Origin of the sequence: Cryptosporangium sp. NPDC051539 (genome assembly GCF_044454545.1) — a bacterium.
GTDB lineage: Bacteria > Actinomycetota > Actinomycetes > Mycobacteriales > Cryptosporangiaceae > Cryptosporangium.
Map to the genome: position 1 here is coordinate 37,645 of NZ_JBITDV010000010.1, position 13,640 is coordinate 51,284.

The window sequence follows — 13,640 nt, forward strand, 5'->3', positions numbered from 1 at the left end:
GGGGGCAGTTTTCATGAGCGCTGAACCGCTGGAACCCTCCAACCCCCGCCGCCGCCCCGGCTACCGCTACGGCCGCTGGGCCGGCGGGGCCGACCCGCTGGCACCTCCGTTCGACGTCCGCGAAGCATTGGACGGGATCGGCGACGACATCCTCGCCGGTTCCACTCCGACCGACGCACTGCGTCGGTTGCTGCAACGCGGCCGGGACGGCCTGTCCGGCCTCGACGACCTGCGTCGGCAACTGCGCCGCCGTCGCGAGCAACTGCGCCGCTCCGGGCGCCTGGACGGCACCCTGGACCAGGTCCGGGAACTGCTCGACCAGGCTCTCGAAGCGGAGAAGCGTACGTTGTTCGCTGATCCGGACGACCTGGCGCGGTTCGAAGAAGCCGAGCTGGACGCTCTGCCGAGCGAAACGGCGAGTGCGGTCCGAGCGCTGGCCGACCGGCAGTGGAAGTCGCCGGAGGCCGCGCAGAAGTACCAGGAGATCCAGGATCTCCTGCGCCGGGAGGTGCTCGACTCCCAGTTCGCCGGCATGAAGAACGCGCTGCAGAACGCCTCCCCGGAGGACATGCAGCGGGTGCGCGACATGATGGCGGACCTGAACGACCTGCTGTCGAAGCACGCGCGCGGCGAGGCGTCGCAGGCCGATCTCGACCAGTTCCTCGACAAGCACGGCGAGTTCTTCCCGGAGCGGCCGAACAGCATCGACGAGCTGATCGACCAGCTGGCCCGGCGGGCGGCGGCCTCCCAGCGAATGATGGACGGCCTCACCGCCGAACAGCGCGCCGAGCTGGGTGACCTGATGGACCAGATGCTCGGCGGTGACCTCGGGCTCTCGGCCGAGATGGAGCGGCTCAACCAGCAGCTCCGTGCGGCCCGGCCCGACCTGCGGTGGGGTGGCGACCCACGGATGCAGGGCCAGGAGGGCCTGGGCATGGGCGACGCCACCAGCGCCGTCGCCGAGCTCTCGGACGTCGAATCGCTGGATCGTCAGCTCGGTCAGCAGTACGCCGGGGCCGGGCTGGAGGACGTCGACGAAGAGCTGGTGCAGCGCGCGCTGGGACGGGAAGCCGTCGACGACCTGAACAACCTGCGCCGGATCGAACGCGAGCTGTCGCGCCAGGGGTGGCTGCAGAACCGGAACGGGTCTCTGGAGCTGGCGCCGAAAGCGCTGCGACGACTGGGCGCGACGGCGCTGAAGCGGGTGTTCGCGCAGCTGCACGACGGGCCGCGCGGAGACCACGACATCCCGGACGCCGGAGCCGCGGGTGAGCTGACCGGCAGCAGCCGGACCTGGGAATTCGGCGACACCCAGCCGCTGGACGTGGTCCGGACCGTGCGGAACGCGGTGTTGCGCGCCGGTCCGTCGTCCAGCGGGGTCCGGCTCACCGTGGACGACTTCGAGGTCGTGGAGACCGAGCGGCGATCGCGGGCCGCGGTGGCACTGCTCGTCGACCTGTCGTACTCGATGGAGTTGAACGGGACGTGGGGCCCGGCGAAGTCGACCGCGCTGGCGTTGCACCACCTGGTCACGACGCGGTATCCGCAGGACTCGATCGAGCTGATCGGGTTCAGCCAGTACGCGCGGACGCTGCGCCCGGCCGAGCTGGCCGGGCTCGACTTCGACCCGGTGCAGGGCACGAACCTGCAGCACGCGCTGATGCTGGCGCGCCGTCACCTGGCCCGGCACAGCGACGCCGAGCCGATTCTGCTGGTGGTCACCGACGGCGAGCCGACCGCGCACCTGGAGCGCGACGGCGAGGCCGTGTTCATGTGGCCGCCGATGCCGGAGACGCTCGCGCTGACGCTGGCCGAAGTGGACCGGGCGACCCGGGCCGGGGTCGCGATCAACGTGTTCATGCTGGGTGAAGACCCGCGGCTGATCGACTTCATGACCGAGGTCGCTCGCCGCAACGGTGGCCGGATCTTCACGTCGGACGCCGAGAACCTGGGCGAATACGTGGTCAGCGACTTCCTCAAACGCCGAACCGCCATAGCCTCCGGCCGCCGCCGCTAGCGCGCTTCCGCCGCTCACAAGGCCAGGATCTTGATGGTGCAGATGTACCAACCGTGGTCTTGGAGGGCCTGGAGGCGCATCGGGAACGGGCGGCGGTCGCGTTTGCCGGTGCGGGTCTCGAGGGTGGCGAGCGTGACGTCGAGATCGAGGGAGACCTCGTCCCGGCTCACGTTCGTCTCCTTGGTGACGCGCCAGGTGAGGTCGTCGAGCGTCTGGCCGTACTCGACCAGGCCGCTGTTGAACTCGCGCAGGATCGCGCCCGCCTGGTTGCGCTTGGGCTCGCACAGCGACTGCTCGAACTCGTTGATGCTGTTCTTCCCCATGCTGCGCAACATCTGGTCGGCCGCCGCACGCGGTGTCGCCGGCCCCTGCGTGCCGGTGCGATAGAGGAACACCACGCTGACCGCGCACACGACCACCGCGGCGAAAACCGCCACTGTGCTGATCCTCACGACACGACGGCGCCGTCTCCGCTGCCGCCGTTCCTGGCTACGGGTCGGCCGCACCGTCAGCTCGGGAGGCGGCGGTGCTGCTCGCATCGTTCGCCCTCCCGGTCTCGTGTGAACGGCGCTCACAGTAATACCGGCGAGTAGGGTTCGGAGGCCGAATTCACAGGCCCCACCACACGCATTACGAGCACCACACCTGGGTACGGTGACGCCCATGACGAAGTTCGTGTTGACCCTGCACGTGCTGGCCGCGGTCTTCCTGATCGGGCCGATGGCGATCGCCCCGATGCTGGGCATGCGTGCGATCCGTCGGCACGACGCCCGGGGTGTCCACGAGGCCGCCCGCACCACGACGCTCTACACGCTGCTGTCGCTGATCGTGGCCGGGCTGGGCTTCGTACTCACCGCGGTCGGCAACGACAAATGGTCCTACGGCGACGCCTGGATCGTCATCTCGACCACGCTGTACGTCATCGCGCTGCTGCTCGGGATCGCGGTCGTCGCACCGGGGCTGACCGGCGCGGCCCGCCTGCTGGACGCGGCCACCTCCACGCCCGCGACGCCGCTGACCGCGCCCACGCTGGGCGACGTGACCGACCCGACGAACCCGGCGTCCCCCGAGATCCCGGAGCCCGCCGGCACCGACACGGCGACGATCGACGTCGAAGCGCGCCGGAAGCTCGACGCGGCCTACGGGCGGGTGGCGGCGTCCAGCGGCATCGTCGCGCTGCTGCTGGTCATCATCGTGATCTTCATGGTGGTCCGTCCGTTCAAGTGAGTTCCGGATGCCTAGACCAGGGCAGCACCTCGGCGAGCTGAGCGGCCACGCCCAGCAGCCGGTCTTCGCTGCCGGGCGGCCCGACCAGCTGCACGGACGCCGGCGCCCCGTCGTTCCGGACCCCGGCCGGCACCGCGAGCGCCGGTAGCGAGGCCAGGTTCCACATCCCCGGGTAGGGCGCGAGCCGGCTCGAGAGCTGCGCGTTCGCCCACCACGACTTCGTCGACCAGGCCTCGGCCCGGAGCGGGGCGCGGGCCAGCACCGGAGTGACCAGCAGGTCGACGTCCTCGAAGAACGCCACCGCGCGCTGCCGCCACCGGTCGCGGCCGTTCTCGCTGACGAGTCCGGCCCGCAGGGCCCGGCGGCCCAGTTCGACGTGCTTGCGCGTACGCGGCTGGAGTTTCGACTCGTCGAGGTTCGCGGGGACGTCGGACGCGGTGGCGCCGGTCCAGTAAGCACCGGCGAGCGTCTGCAGGGAGGCCGGGATCTTCGGGTGCCGGCCGACCGTGTCGTGGCCGGCCGCGGCGAGCGCACGGCCGACGCGGTGCAGCGCCCGGACGGTCTCGGCGTCGGGCGGGGCGAACACGACCGGGCTGCGGGAGGAGAGTGCGATCCGCAGCCGGCCGGGTGCGGTGATGCCGATCGGGGTGCCGGCCATCACGCCGAGGCCGAGTGCGGCGTCGGTGACCGTGGTCGCGAGGACTCCGTGCTCGGACAGGCCGAGCCAGCCTTCGCCGTCGACGTGCGGGGTGACGCCCGCACCGGGCTTGAGGCCGACCAGGCCGCAGCACGCGGCCGGGATCCGGATCGAGCCCATGCCGTCGCTGCCGTGCGCGAGCGGCACCATCTTGGCCGCGACGGCCGCGGCGGCGCCGCCGGACGAGCCACCGGCGCTGTAGCGGAGGTCCCACGGGCTGCGGGCGATGCCCTCCGGGTCGTCGCTGGTCGGGAAGACGCACAGCTCGGGCACTCGGGTGAGCCCGACGACGACCGCGCCGGCCGCGCGCCAGCGGGCGACGAGCGGGTGGTCTTCGGTGGCGGGCTGCCTGGACGTGGCCAGGGAGCCGTCGGCACGGACCTCGCCGGTGACGTCGACGTGGTCCTTGATCGCGACCGGAACGCCGGCCAGCGGGCCCCGGTCGGCGCGTCGGTCGACCTCGTCGGCCTCGTCGAGCGCCTCGGCCGCGCGGACGCGGCGGAACGCGCCGTAGGTGGGGTCGACGCGGTCGATGTACGCGAGGTGCGCCGCCACCACGGCGCGAGCCGTGACCCGGCCGGCGCGCACCGCGTCCGCGATGTCGGCCGCCGTGGCCCCGGGGCCGAACCCGGCCGCGGGATCGGACGGGTCGCTCATCCCAGGGCCTGGAGCAGGTCACCGATCAGGTCGTCGACGTTCTCGATTCCGACCGACAGCCGAATCAGGTCGTCCGGGACCTCCAGCGGGGAGCCCGCGACGCTCTGGTGGGTCATCTTGCCCGGGTGCTCGATCAGCGACTCGACGCCGCCGAGCGACTCGGCCAGCGTGAACACCTGGGTCTTCGAGACGACGTCGAGCGCCTTCCCGAGGCCGCCCACGAGCTGAACCGCGACCATCCCGCCGAAGCGACGCATCTGCTTGGCCGCGGTCTCGTGCCCCGGGTGGCCGGGCAGGCCCGGGTAGCGGACGGCCGCGACCGCCGCGTGGTTCTGCAGCACCTCGACGATGCGCTCGGCGTTGTCGCAGTGCCGCTCCATCCGCACCGCGAGCGTCTTGATGCCGCGCAGCGTCAGCCAGGAGTCGAACGGACCGGCGATCGCTCCGACCGCGTTCTGGTGGTAGCCGACCTTCTCGGCCAGCTCCGCGTCGTTCACGACGAGCGCCCCGCCGACGACGTCGGAATGACCGCCGAGGTATTTCGTGGTCGAGTGCACGACCGCGTCCGCGCCGAGCGTCAGCGGCTGCTGCAGGTACGGCGAGGCGAACGTGTTGTCGACGACCAGCAGCGCGCCCGCGTCGTGCGCCATACCGGCCAGCGCCGCGATGTCGGCGATGCCGAGCAACGGGTTCGTCGGCGTCTCGCACCAGACGACCTTGGTTTCCGGGCGGATCGCGGCCCGGACGGCGTCCAGATCGGAAAGGTCGACCGACGTGTGCGTGATGCCCCAGTTCGACAGGACCCCCGCGATGAGGCGGTAGCTGCCGCCGTAGGCGTCGTTCGGCAGGACCACGTGCGTGCCGGGGCGCGCGACCGACCGGAGCAGCGTGTCTTCGGCCGCGAGACCGGAGGCGAACGCGAACGCTTTCGAGCCGCCCTCGAGCGCGGCGAGGCACTCTTCGAGTGCCTGTCGCGTCGGGTTGCCGCTGCGTGCGTACTCGTAGCCGCCGCGCAGGCCACCGACGCCGTCCTGTTTGAACGTCGAGGACAGGTGCAGCGGGGGGACGACCGCACCGGTCGTCGGGTCGGGCTCCTGCCCGGCGTGGATGGCGAGCGTCTCGAAACCGGTCATGGACACGAGCCTAGGCCGCGGCCGGTAACCCGCCGTCGTCGGCTCGGGGTCCCTCTTCGGCGGACACCTCGGGGCCGGCCACCGTGAGCAGCGGCAACGTCACATGGACGACCGGGCCGATGAACAGAGCGTAGGCAATCGTGCCGATGCCCACACTGCCGCCGAGGAGCCAGCCGATCGCCAGCACGGTGAGCTCGATGCCGGTGCGGATCACACGGACCGATCCGCCGGTCTTGCGGACCAGGCCGGTCATCAGGCCGTCGCGCGGTCCGGGGCCCAGCCCGGCGCCGATGTAGCAGCCTCCGGCGACGCCGTTCAGGAGAATGGCGGCGATCATGAACGTCCAGCGGCCCGGCGTCCAGGTCATCGTCGGAAGGAGCCAGAGGGAAGCGTCGACCGCGAGACCGATCACCACGACGTTGCTGATCGTGCCCAAGCCCGGACGCTGCCGCAGCGGGATCCAGAGCAGCAGTACCGCGGCGCCGACGACGATCGTGACCGTGCCGAAGCTCCAGGGAACGTGTTCGGCGATGCCCTGGTGGAAGGCGTCCCAGGGGTCCAGACCGAGGTTCGCGCGGATCATCAGGGCCATCGAGAAGCCGTAGAGGGCGAGGCCGAGGTAGAGCTGGAACAGTCGGCGGGGGCGATGATCGGGCGGAAGCATGGCCTTACCGTCCCCCGGATTGGCCTTCTATCCAAGAGCCAATTGCAGGATAGTGGACTGGTGAACACCGACCGGCGGATCAATGGCCCGCACCTGGTACGCCTGCTGGGCGACTGGCGGAGTGGGTCCACTGCCTATGCCGGGCTCGCGGACCGCCTTCGCCTGCTCATCCTGGACGGCCGGGTGCCGTTGCACACGCGGGTTCCCGCGGAGCGGGAACTGGCCGAAGCGCTCGAGGTGTCGCGCACCACGGTCGCCGGCGCGTACTCGCGGCTGCGGGACGACGGGTTCCTGAGCAGCCGGCAGGGGTCGGGGACGTGGACGGACCTGCCGCCGTCGGGGGTGTCGGCGGCCGGGCCGGTCGCGACGCTCGGCGACGACCTCATCGACCTGGCGCACGCCGCGCCGGCCGCGCCCGCGGAGTTCCTGCACGCGGCCGCGGAATCGGCGGTGACGCAGCTGACCCGATACCTGCCGACGCACGGGTACGACCCGCTGGGACTGTCGGTGCTGCGCGAGGCGGTGGCCGCGCGGTACACCGCACGGGGTGCTCCGACCACGCCCGACCAGGTGCTGGTGACCGGAGGGGCGCAGCACGCGTTCGCGCTGGCGCTGCGTGCGCTCACCGTGCCGGGTGATCGGGTGGTCGTGGAGCATCCGACGTATCCGAACGCGCTGGAGGCGATCCGGGGGGCCGGGTGCCGGCCGGTGCCGGTGTCGCTGGGTCCCGACGGCTGGGACCTGGAGATGCTGTCGGCGACGATCCGGCAGGTCGCGCCGCGGGTCGTGTACCTGATGCCGGACTTCCAGAATCCCACCGGCTCGTTCATGCCTTCGGCTGATCGACTCGCGGTCGTGGAGATCGCCGCGCGCGCCGGGGCCACGCTGGTGATCGACGAAACCGTCGCCGAGCTGTGGCTGGACGGGGGCGCGGTTTCTCCGGTCGGCCTCGATGCGGCCCTGGCCACCGGCTCGACCAAGATGTTCTGGGGCGGGCTGCGAATCGGCTGGTTGCGCGGCGCGGCGGGGTCGGTGCGACGGGTGGCGGCGGCGCGGGCGTCGATCGACCTGGCCAGTCCGATCCTGGAGCAGCTGATGGCGGCGGAACTGGTGCCGAAGACCGTCGCGGTCGCCGCCGTGCGGCGGGACGCGTTGACGGCGGCCCGTTCCGCGCTGGTGCGGTTGCTGGCATCGCGGCTGCCGTCGTGGACGCCGAACGCGCCGTCGGGCGGCCTGGGGCTGTGGGTGGACCTGGGGGCGCCGGTGTCGTCGGCGCTGGCGATCTCGGCCGAGCGCCACGGCGTGGCGCTCGCGGCCGGGCCGCGGTTCGGACTGGACGGGGCTTTCGAGCGGTTCGTACGGTTGCCGTACACGCTGGGAGTTCTTGAGTTGGACGAGGCCGTGGACCGGCTGGCGGCGGCTTTCCTGTCCGTGGGTCAGGACCTACCGTTGAGGGGGGTGAGCTAGCGCCTTCTCCGAGGTTCGGGCCACCGCGCTCGGGAACGTCCGGGAACAGGAGATGGGTTCTCCGTGTTCGGATGAACGTGGGTCGGTACGACCCGGCCCCGCTGAATCGCAGGAGGCGAAACCATGCTGTTCGGCCGCAGCAAGTCCGAGCTGATTTCCGCGGAGAACGCGCTCCCCGGCCGGGCGCAGCCGCTGCCGGTCGCCGCCCGCCACACCGTGCTCGACACCCCGCTGACCGGCCCGTGGCCGGACGGCTACGAGACCGCCGTCTTCGGAATGGGCTGTTTCTGGGGCGCCGAGCGCATCTTCTGGCGGATTCCCGGCGTCTACTCGACCGCCGTCGGTTACGCCGGCGGCTACACGCCGAACGCCACGTACGAGGAGGTCTGCTCGGGGATGACCGGGCATACCGAGGCCGTGCTGGTCGTCTACGACCCGGCCAAGGTGTCGTACGAGACGCTGCTCAAGGCGTTCTGGGAGAACCACGACCCGACGACCCTCAACCGTCAGGGCAACGACCGGGGGACGCAGTACCGCTCGGCGATCTACACCACGACGGACGCCCAGGCGGCCGCGGCGGAGGGAAGCCGGGTGGCCTTCCAGCCGGTGGTGACGGGCGCAGGTCTGGGTGAGATCACGACCGAGATCAAGCCGCTGGGTGAGTTCTTCTACGCGGAGAACTACCACCAGCAGTATCTCTCAAGTGCAAAAAACCCCTACGGGTACTGCAACCATGGCCCCAATGGGCTCAGCTGCCCCATCGGTGTGGGCAACATGCCGGCGCAGACCGAGGTAGAGGTTCCGGGCTCAACGCACTGACCCGCTAGCTCTCCGCAGGACGACGGGCGGTACTGCCTCGCGAGAGGCCGGACCGCCCGCTTGTCTATTTAGGGCCCTGGTCGGGGTCTATCCCCAATCTACGCAACTCATCCTCCATCAGTTCTTGCTCGGATATCTCTAGCAGCGGCTCCTTCAATAGCGTGTCAGCTAGCTCACTTGCATTCGCGAAGCTGTTCATGAGCTGGAGCTTTTCCTTTAACCTGACCTCTATCCGCTCATCGACCGATTCTCGGGCAATCATGCGTGTACAAATCACGCGTTTGTCCTGCCGCATTCGATGGGCGCGCGCGATCGCTTGCGACTCGTATACGGGCGCTAGTTGCGGCTCCATTAAAACCACCACAGAAGCCTCTTGTAGGTTCTTTCCCTCGCCCATCATGCTTATCTGGCCTACCAGTGCTGCGTAACCATCCTTGGACTTAAAGTCTCTCTCACTGCGCGCGTTCTCGGAGGGCGAGAAGTCGCCATGAATGAGGAAAGCATCGCGCCCAATGACTCTGGCGGCTTCATCGAGAACGTCCTTGAAGAAGCTAAAAACCAGAACCTTCTCATTCGCATCCGCGGCGTCGCTAACGATCTGCTTTAACTCTCTCATCTTGGCAGTTGCCGATCCCGGACAAACTGTTGTCGAGCGCCGCATCCCCATGAAATTTCGTGCACGTACCTGTCGGCTATACTCCTGTCGCTCCTGTGACGACAGGTCAACCTCGACCTTCTCTATAAGAAGCGGTGGGAGTTCACCAAGCACGTCGGCTTGTTTTCGTCGTAGATAGTGCTCAGAGAGAGCGACTTGAATCCGATCGGCATCCGAAAATCGATCAGGGGCCGGCCCGAAATCTGCCGCCAGCTGAGCAGCTAGAGCCGGATCCGCGACAGCCAATATAGTAAGCATGTCGCTGAATCCATTAATAAGCGGCGTTCCGGTCATCAGCAGCTTCCGTTTGGCCGCCTTCGATAAAGTGTCAACCCTCCTAGTCCGCTGAGCGTCCGGACTTTTAATCCGGTGAGCTTCGTCAACCACCAACATCCCATAATCTGCAGGATCTTTGGCGAGTAAGGGCCGCGTGTGCTCATAGCTCGTGACAAGCAGCCCGCCACGGTCTGCCCACTGCGCATAGGAGCTATCCCGACTTTTGCCATGAAACCGCAGCACCGGTATGTCTGGAACTACTTCAGACGCTTCTTCCTCCCAAGTGCCGATAAGCGCAGCCGGACAGACGACGATATGCCGAATCTCTTGCTCCGCCGCGTAACAATGCGCGATCGCGGCCAGTGCCTGAGTGGTCTTGCCTAGACCCATCTCGTCCCCTAGGAGGGCGCCATTCGCGCATAGCGCAAAACGTGCACCCTCCTTCTGGTATCGTCGAAGACCCCGCTTGACAAGGCTAAGATTCAGCTCTAGCGCGTTCATCCGCGAAATCAGGCCATGACTTAGACCATGTTCGCTTAGTCGGAAACCAAGATCAGGCTCCTCCCCTCTCGCCACCCGTTGGCGGTCCCGAAAGTTCTCCAGTTCGCTGAGTAATTCAGCTGATCGCTCCGACCAAAGCGACCGATCTAAATTGGCACCGCCGCCTCGGCCTAGCTTCTTTAAGTCGGACGCTAGGCGCTGGTAATCGCTGCCCTGCTCAATGCCGACAGCACGCCGAGCGAGGTCGTTGAATTCACCAGCGATCTGGGCCTTTCGCCGACGCCCGAGGAGCAACCAGCGGTACCAGGTACTTGCGCTGTAAGTCCGCCCGAGATCGCGAACCACTAATTCGAGCGCACGGACACTCGACGAAGCCGTCAATTGGCCTATTCGATACCAAAACGTCAACGCTCTGCCGACGGCTTCATCCGCCCCATCCCACAGGTCCACCGACCCAGAGATCATGGAATCCGTGGCGCGCTCCTTGGCCAACGCGTTCACTCGCCGCCGGAGAATCTTTACTCGGGCCGCACCCAGTTTCGGTATTGCCTCTAGAGCCGAGTCCGTGAGGTTGGCGATATCGAGAGCGTTGTCAATGTTGCGACGCCTTAGTTCGTCTGCAACGTCAGCAGGGATTTTTGAGTCCTCGATCAGACTCTCAACAGTTGACGAGCGGAGACGACTGTTAATCTTCAGCTCTCGACGGCGGCTAAGGCTATCTGAAAGCTCTTCTTCCGCGTTAAGACGAAGACGCCTCGCTCTATCAAGGCTGGGAGCCAAATCGTTAATCAGCGCACCTATAAGGTAGCGAATTTCCGAACGAGTTGGTTCGTCGTCCGCGCGTTCTTGAGCTGTATCACTCATTGTCCGGCGTTGCCTTCAACGTAGAGCCGCACAATCTGGAGCAAGGGCGCTGCGACCGGCCCAAGGAAGGAGGCGATGCCCATCAGTCGCTGGAGCCCTTGACGTCGGGAGGCCGCGTCGCCCGCAAGCTGAAATTCACGTGCGGCGTCGCGCAACTCTTGAGATTCGCGATCCATCAACTGTTTAGCAACAGTGTCAACAACCTCCATAATCTTGTCTATGGTCACCGGGCCTGTGTCGGAGTATTGCGATTCGACCTTCCCGACCAGATTCTCGCGACCTACCGCGCCGACCGTGTTGGACCCGACAATGTTGTTTTGATCGCCGCCGATCACAGTGGACCCTTCCCCGAAAACGAGTCTCTCGATGTATGTAATGGGCGGGAGACTCCGGCCGATTAGCTTTGCCCACGCACCATTAGAATCAACGCGAGGGTTAGGAATCGTATCGACGTTGGGTTTGACATAAGCTGCGCGATTGGCGACACCCCTTACCGTCACGTAGCCTGCGTCAGCCAACAGCATCGACAATATCCAAACGGTTTGCCAGGAGCTATCAAACCGCTCACTCAATTCTTCGACGCTCATCTCCCTTCTTTCATGCAGCAGGTACTCTAGGATCTCTTCGGCTCGGCGATCAGCCTCCTCTTTTGGCAACTTTTCAAGTTGTTCATATGCAATCTCCATGCGCAACTGCTCTAGGAATTTCCGTCTGTCGACCAACCAACGACGTTGTAGCTCATACAAGACGATTAGTCCGCCCGCCGCCACAAGTCCCGCAAGAAGGCTAGCCACAGGTTGAGACCCAAAGTAGCCCGCACCTATATTAGTCGCCGTGTTTGTTGCGGCTATGAGACACACGACAACGCTTACATTTCGATCCTGTGTACGCTTCGACACGAGGTACGCAGCCAGCGAAGTGATTATCAATACTAGCCACGCATCAATCCGAAGTACTAGACCGACATCTCCTACCTTTGCCGGTTCTATAACAATAGATAGTAAGAGTATTGAACCTAGGCTCAACACACCAAGTAGGCGACTACGAAGAATGACAATGCACGTGATCCAGAGCGCCAGATTGATTGCAAAGACTGCGACTGGACCGAGTAGTTCCAAGACCGCCCCCTAAGTCTCGCCAAGCCGCGCCCAGTATTGTCGACGTGGACGCCACGCGCCACTGTCGACACATGCCGCAACCGAGCCCGAATTCCCCCCTCCATTGACGTTCTTGCGCAGTTGCCTATCGAACATACAGAATGGTCGTTAAAAACGTCATCTCAGCCACATGTGGAACGTGCACCTATATACGTGTTTCCTTCGCAAGTGACCGATGCGGAGTCGCTGTTCACATGGGGGTGGCGGAGTGGGGTCCCGCCCGCGGTCGATTCCTCTCCAGGATCGCGCAACTTCCCGGGGAGGTCTGAGGCAGATACCACGACCGATGCCGTATGCGATGCATGTTTGTCGAGCACCCAGGCTGCGCACAGGAGCGGTAGCGCTCATCTGATAGTTGGGATTACCCACCAACGTGAGTGCCCTCGGCGTCGCTGATTTGGCGGCTAGTTCATCGCCTCGCGACAGCCGAGTATCGACATCCCGGACCCTAAGCTGACCGAGTACTCCTGCAACCGTGGCCGTAGCAACTCAGGCCGCTGTGGCTCGCGCTCGCTGCCCGCCATCGCGGCCGTAGTCTCACCCGGGACTCCCTGGCCGCCTCGCGCTCAGTAGTCTTGCGAGTACCCGAACATCCGGGGATGGCATCGTCCGGTCGACGGACGACCTCCGCGCCGGCGACCACCCCAGAGCCGCGGGAGCAACCGACGCATCGAGCCGATGCGAGGCAGATCAGATTGTGCTGGCAGCGCCTCCTCAGGCAGCACATGTTTCATCTACAATCCGAAGACCAGTTGGCGCATATGACGGAGGGCAACACACGTGGCGTCGCCGACCATCGCGCTCGATGTGGCCAGCGTCGTGATAAAGGGCGCATTCAACCCAGCCATATTTTCACCACAGTGGTTCATAGCCAACGACCTCCTGGGGCCAGACGAGGGCGCCGATCCAGTACTTGACGCCATTACGCCGCAGTTCGCCGTGTTCTCGATCGGTTGGCTCAAATTTCAAGCAGTTCCTGATACTTTGCAGATACAGACCGAGTCGCTTGATGACACAGAGCAACTGCGTGACCTAGCAATCGCTATCCTCCGAACCCTGCCGCACACACCGCTAAGCGCATTGGGGATCAACAGGAATCTTCATTTTGACGCTGGATCCCGGAAGCGTCAGAACAGGATTGGCGATTTGCTGGCCCCAAAAAAAGTCTGGTCATCAGTTCTCGTGCACCCCGCCATGCTTTCGACATCCATCATTGGGGCGCGAAGAGACGGAGCTTTTGGCGGTTCGGTGACGGTTACCGTCGAGCCAGCGCCACGCATGGAGAGCGGGGTACATGTTTCGACTAACGACCACTACGACCTCACCCGAGACTCTCGGGTGCCCACCTCCCGCGATCAGATAAAGGTTCCTCAGCTAAACGAGCCACGCACCGGGCTTACCTCTGTAGCGGTTGAGATCCTGCGTGATAGATGGACCGCGAGCCGACTAGCGGCCGACGAGATTGTCGCAGCAATTAGTGCGCTGGGGGATCGATGACTACAGGCG

Annotated in this window: 11 protein-coding genes; 5 read left to right on the top strand and 6 right to left on the bottom strand. The window is 66.0% G+C overall.

What is annotated here, in order from left to right:
* Positions 1 to 13: 13 nt before the first annotated feature.
* Positions 14 to 2,017: a VWA domain-containing protein gene (locus ACIBZJ_RS28590; RefSeq protein WP_395934938.1), complete on the top strand. Its 2,004-nt coding sequence runs from the start codon at positions 14 to 16 to the stop codon at positions 2,015 to 2,017.
* A 14-nt stretch (positions 2,018 to 2,031) separates the two neighbouring features.
* Here the strand turns inward: ACIBZJ_RS28590 and ACIBZJ_RS28595 are convergent, their stop codons facing one another.
* Positions 2,032 to 2,454 carry a hypothetical protein gene (locus ACIBZJ_RS28595; RefSeq protein ID WP_395934940.1) on the bottom strand — a complete coding sequence of 141 codons (423 nt, stop codon included), beginning with the start codon at positions 2,452 to 2,454 and terminating at the stop codon, positions 2,032 to 2,034.
* 226 nt (positions 2,455 to 2,680) lie between these two features.
* On the opposite strand from ACIBZJ_RS28595, the gene ACIBZJ_RS28600 reads away from it, so the two are divergent.
* A complete protein-coding gene (locus tag ACIBZJ_RS28600; protein ID WP_395934942.1) occupies positions 2,681 to 3,244 on the top strand; it encodes a DUF2269 family protein in 564 nt (187 codons plus the stop codon).
* Here ACIBZJ_RS28600 and ACIBZJ_RS28605 read toward each other — a convergent pair.
* Genes ACIBZJ_RS28605 through ACIBZJ_RS28615 form a run of 3 tightly spaced genes read right to left on the bottom strand, consistent with a single transcriptional unit; the run spans position 3,237 to position 6,395 of the window.
* The gene (locus ACIBZJ_RS28605; protein ID WP_395934944.1) at positions 3,237 to 4,598 is read right to left on the bottom strand and encodes an amidase; all 1,362 of its coding nucleotides are present in this window, start codon (positions 4,596 to 4,598) and stop codon (positions 3,237 to 3,239) included. The genes ACIBZJ_RS28600 and ACIBZJ_RS28605 overlap by 8 nt on opposite strands.
* Positions 4,595 to 5,731 carry a cystathionine gamma-synthase gene (locus ACIBZJ_RS28610; RefSeq protein WP_395934946.1) on the bottom strand — a complete coding sequence of 379 codons (1,137 nt, stop codon included), beginning with the start codon at positions 5,729 to 5,731 and terminating at the stop codon, positions 4,595 to 4,597. The genes ACIBZJ_RS28605 and ACIBZJ_RS28610 overlap by 4 nt, the downstream gene beginning before the upstream one ends.
* Before the next feature lie 10 nt (positions 5,732 to 5,741).
* The gene (locus ACIBZJ_RS28615; protein WP_395934948.1) at positions 5,742 to 6,395 is read right to left on the bottom strand and encodes a YitT family protein; all 654 of its coding nucleotides are present in this window, start codon (positions 6,393 to 6,395) and stop codon (positions 5,742 to 5,744) included.
* A gap of 60 nt (positions 6,396 to 6,455) precedes the next feature.
* On the opposite strand from ACIBZJ_RS28615, the gene ACIBZJ_RS28620 reads away from it, so the two are divergent.
* Both ACIBZJ_RS28620 and msrA read left to right on the top strand, forming a co-directional pair.
* Positions 6,456 to 7,862: a PLP-dependent aminotransferase family protein gene (locus ACIBZJ_RS28620; protein WP_395934950.1), complete on the top strand. Its 1,407-nt coding sequence runs from the start codon at positions 6,456 to 6,458 to the stop codon at positions 7,860 to 7,862.
* Positions 7,863 to 7,985: 123 nt separating this feature from the next.
* A complete protein-coding gene (gene msrA, locus ACIBZJ_RS28625) occupies positions 7,986 to 8,681 on the top strand; it encodes a peptide-methionine (S)-S-oxide reductase MsrA (RefSeq protein WP_395934952.1) in 696 nt (231 codons plus the stop codon).
* Between the two features lie 64 nt (positions 8,682 to 8,745).
* Here msrA and ACIBZJ_RS28630 read toward each other — a convergent pair whose 3' ends face one another.
* The gene (locus ACIBZJ_RS28630; protein WP_395934954.1) at positions 8,746 to 10,977 is read right to left on the bottom strand and encodes a DEAD/DEAH box helicase; all 2,232 of its coding nucleotides are present in this window, start codon (positions 10,975 to 10,977) and stop codon (positions 8,746 to 8,748) included.
* Positions 10,974 to 11,663: a hypothetical protein gene (locus ACIBZJ_RS28635; protein WP_395934956.1), complete on the bottom strand. Its 690-nt coding sequence runs from the start codon at positions 11,661 to 11,663 to the stop codon at positions 10,974 to 10,976. Before ACIBZJ_RS28635 ends, ACIBZJ_RS28630 begins: the two co-directional genes overlap by 4 nt.
* Before the next feature lie 1,251 nt (positions 11,664 to 12,914).
* On the opposite strand from ACIBZJ_RS28635, the gene ACIBZJ_RS28640 reads away from it, so the two are divergent.
* Complete coding sequence (locus ACIBZJ_RS28640; RefSeq protein ID WP_395934958.1) at positions 12,915 to 13,631, top strand: hypothetical protein; 717 nt, start codon at positions 12,915 to 12,917, stop codon at positions 13,629 to 13,631.
* The last annotated feature ends 9 nt before the right edge of the window (positions 13,632 to 13,640 follow it).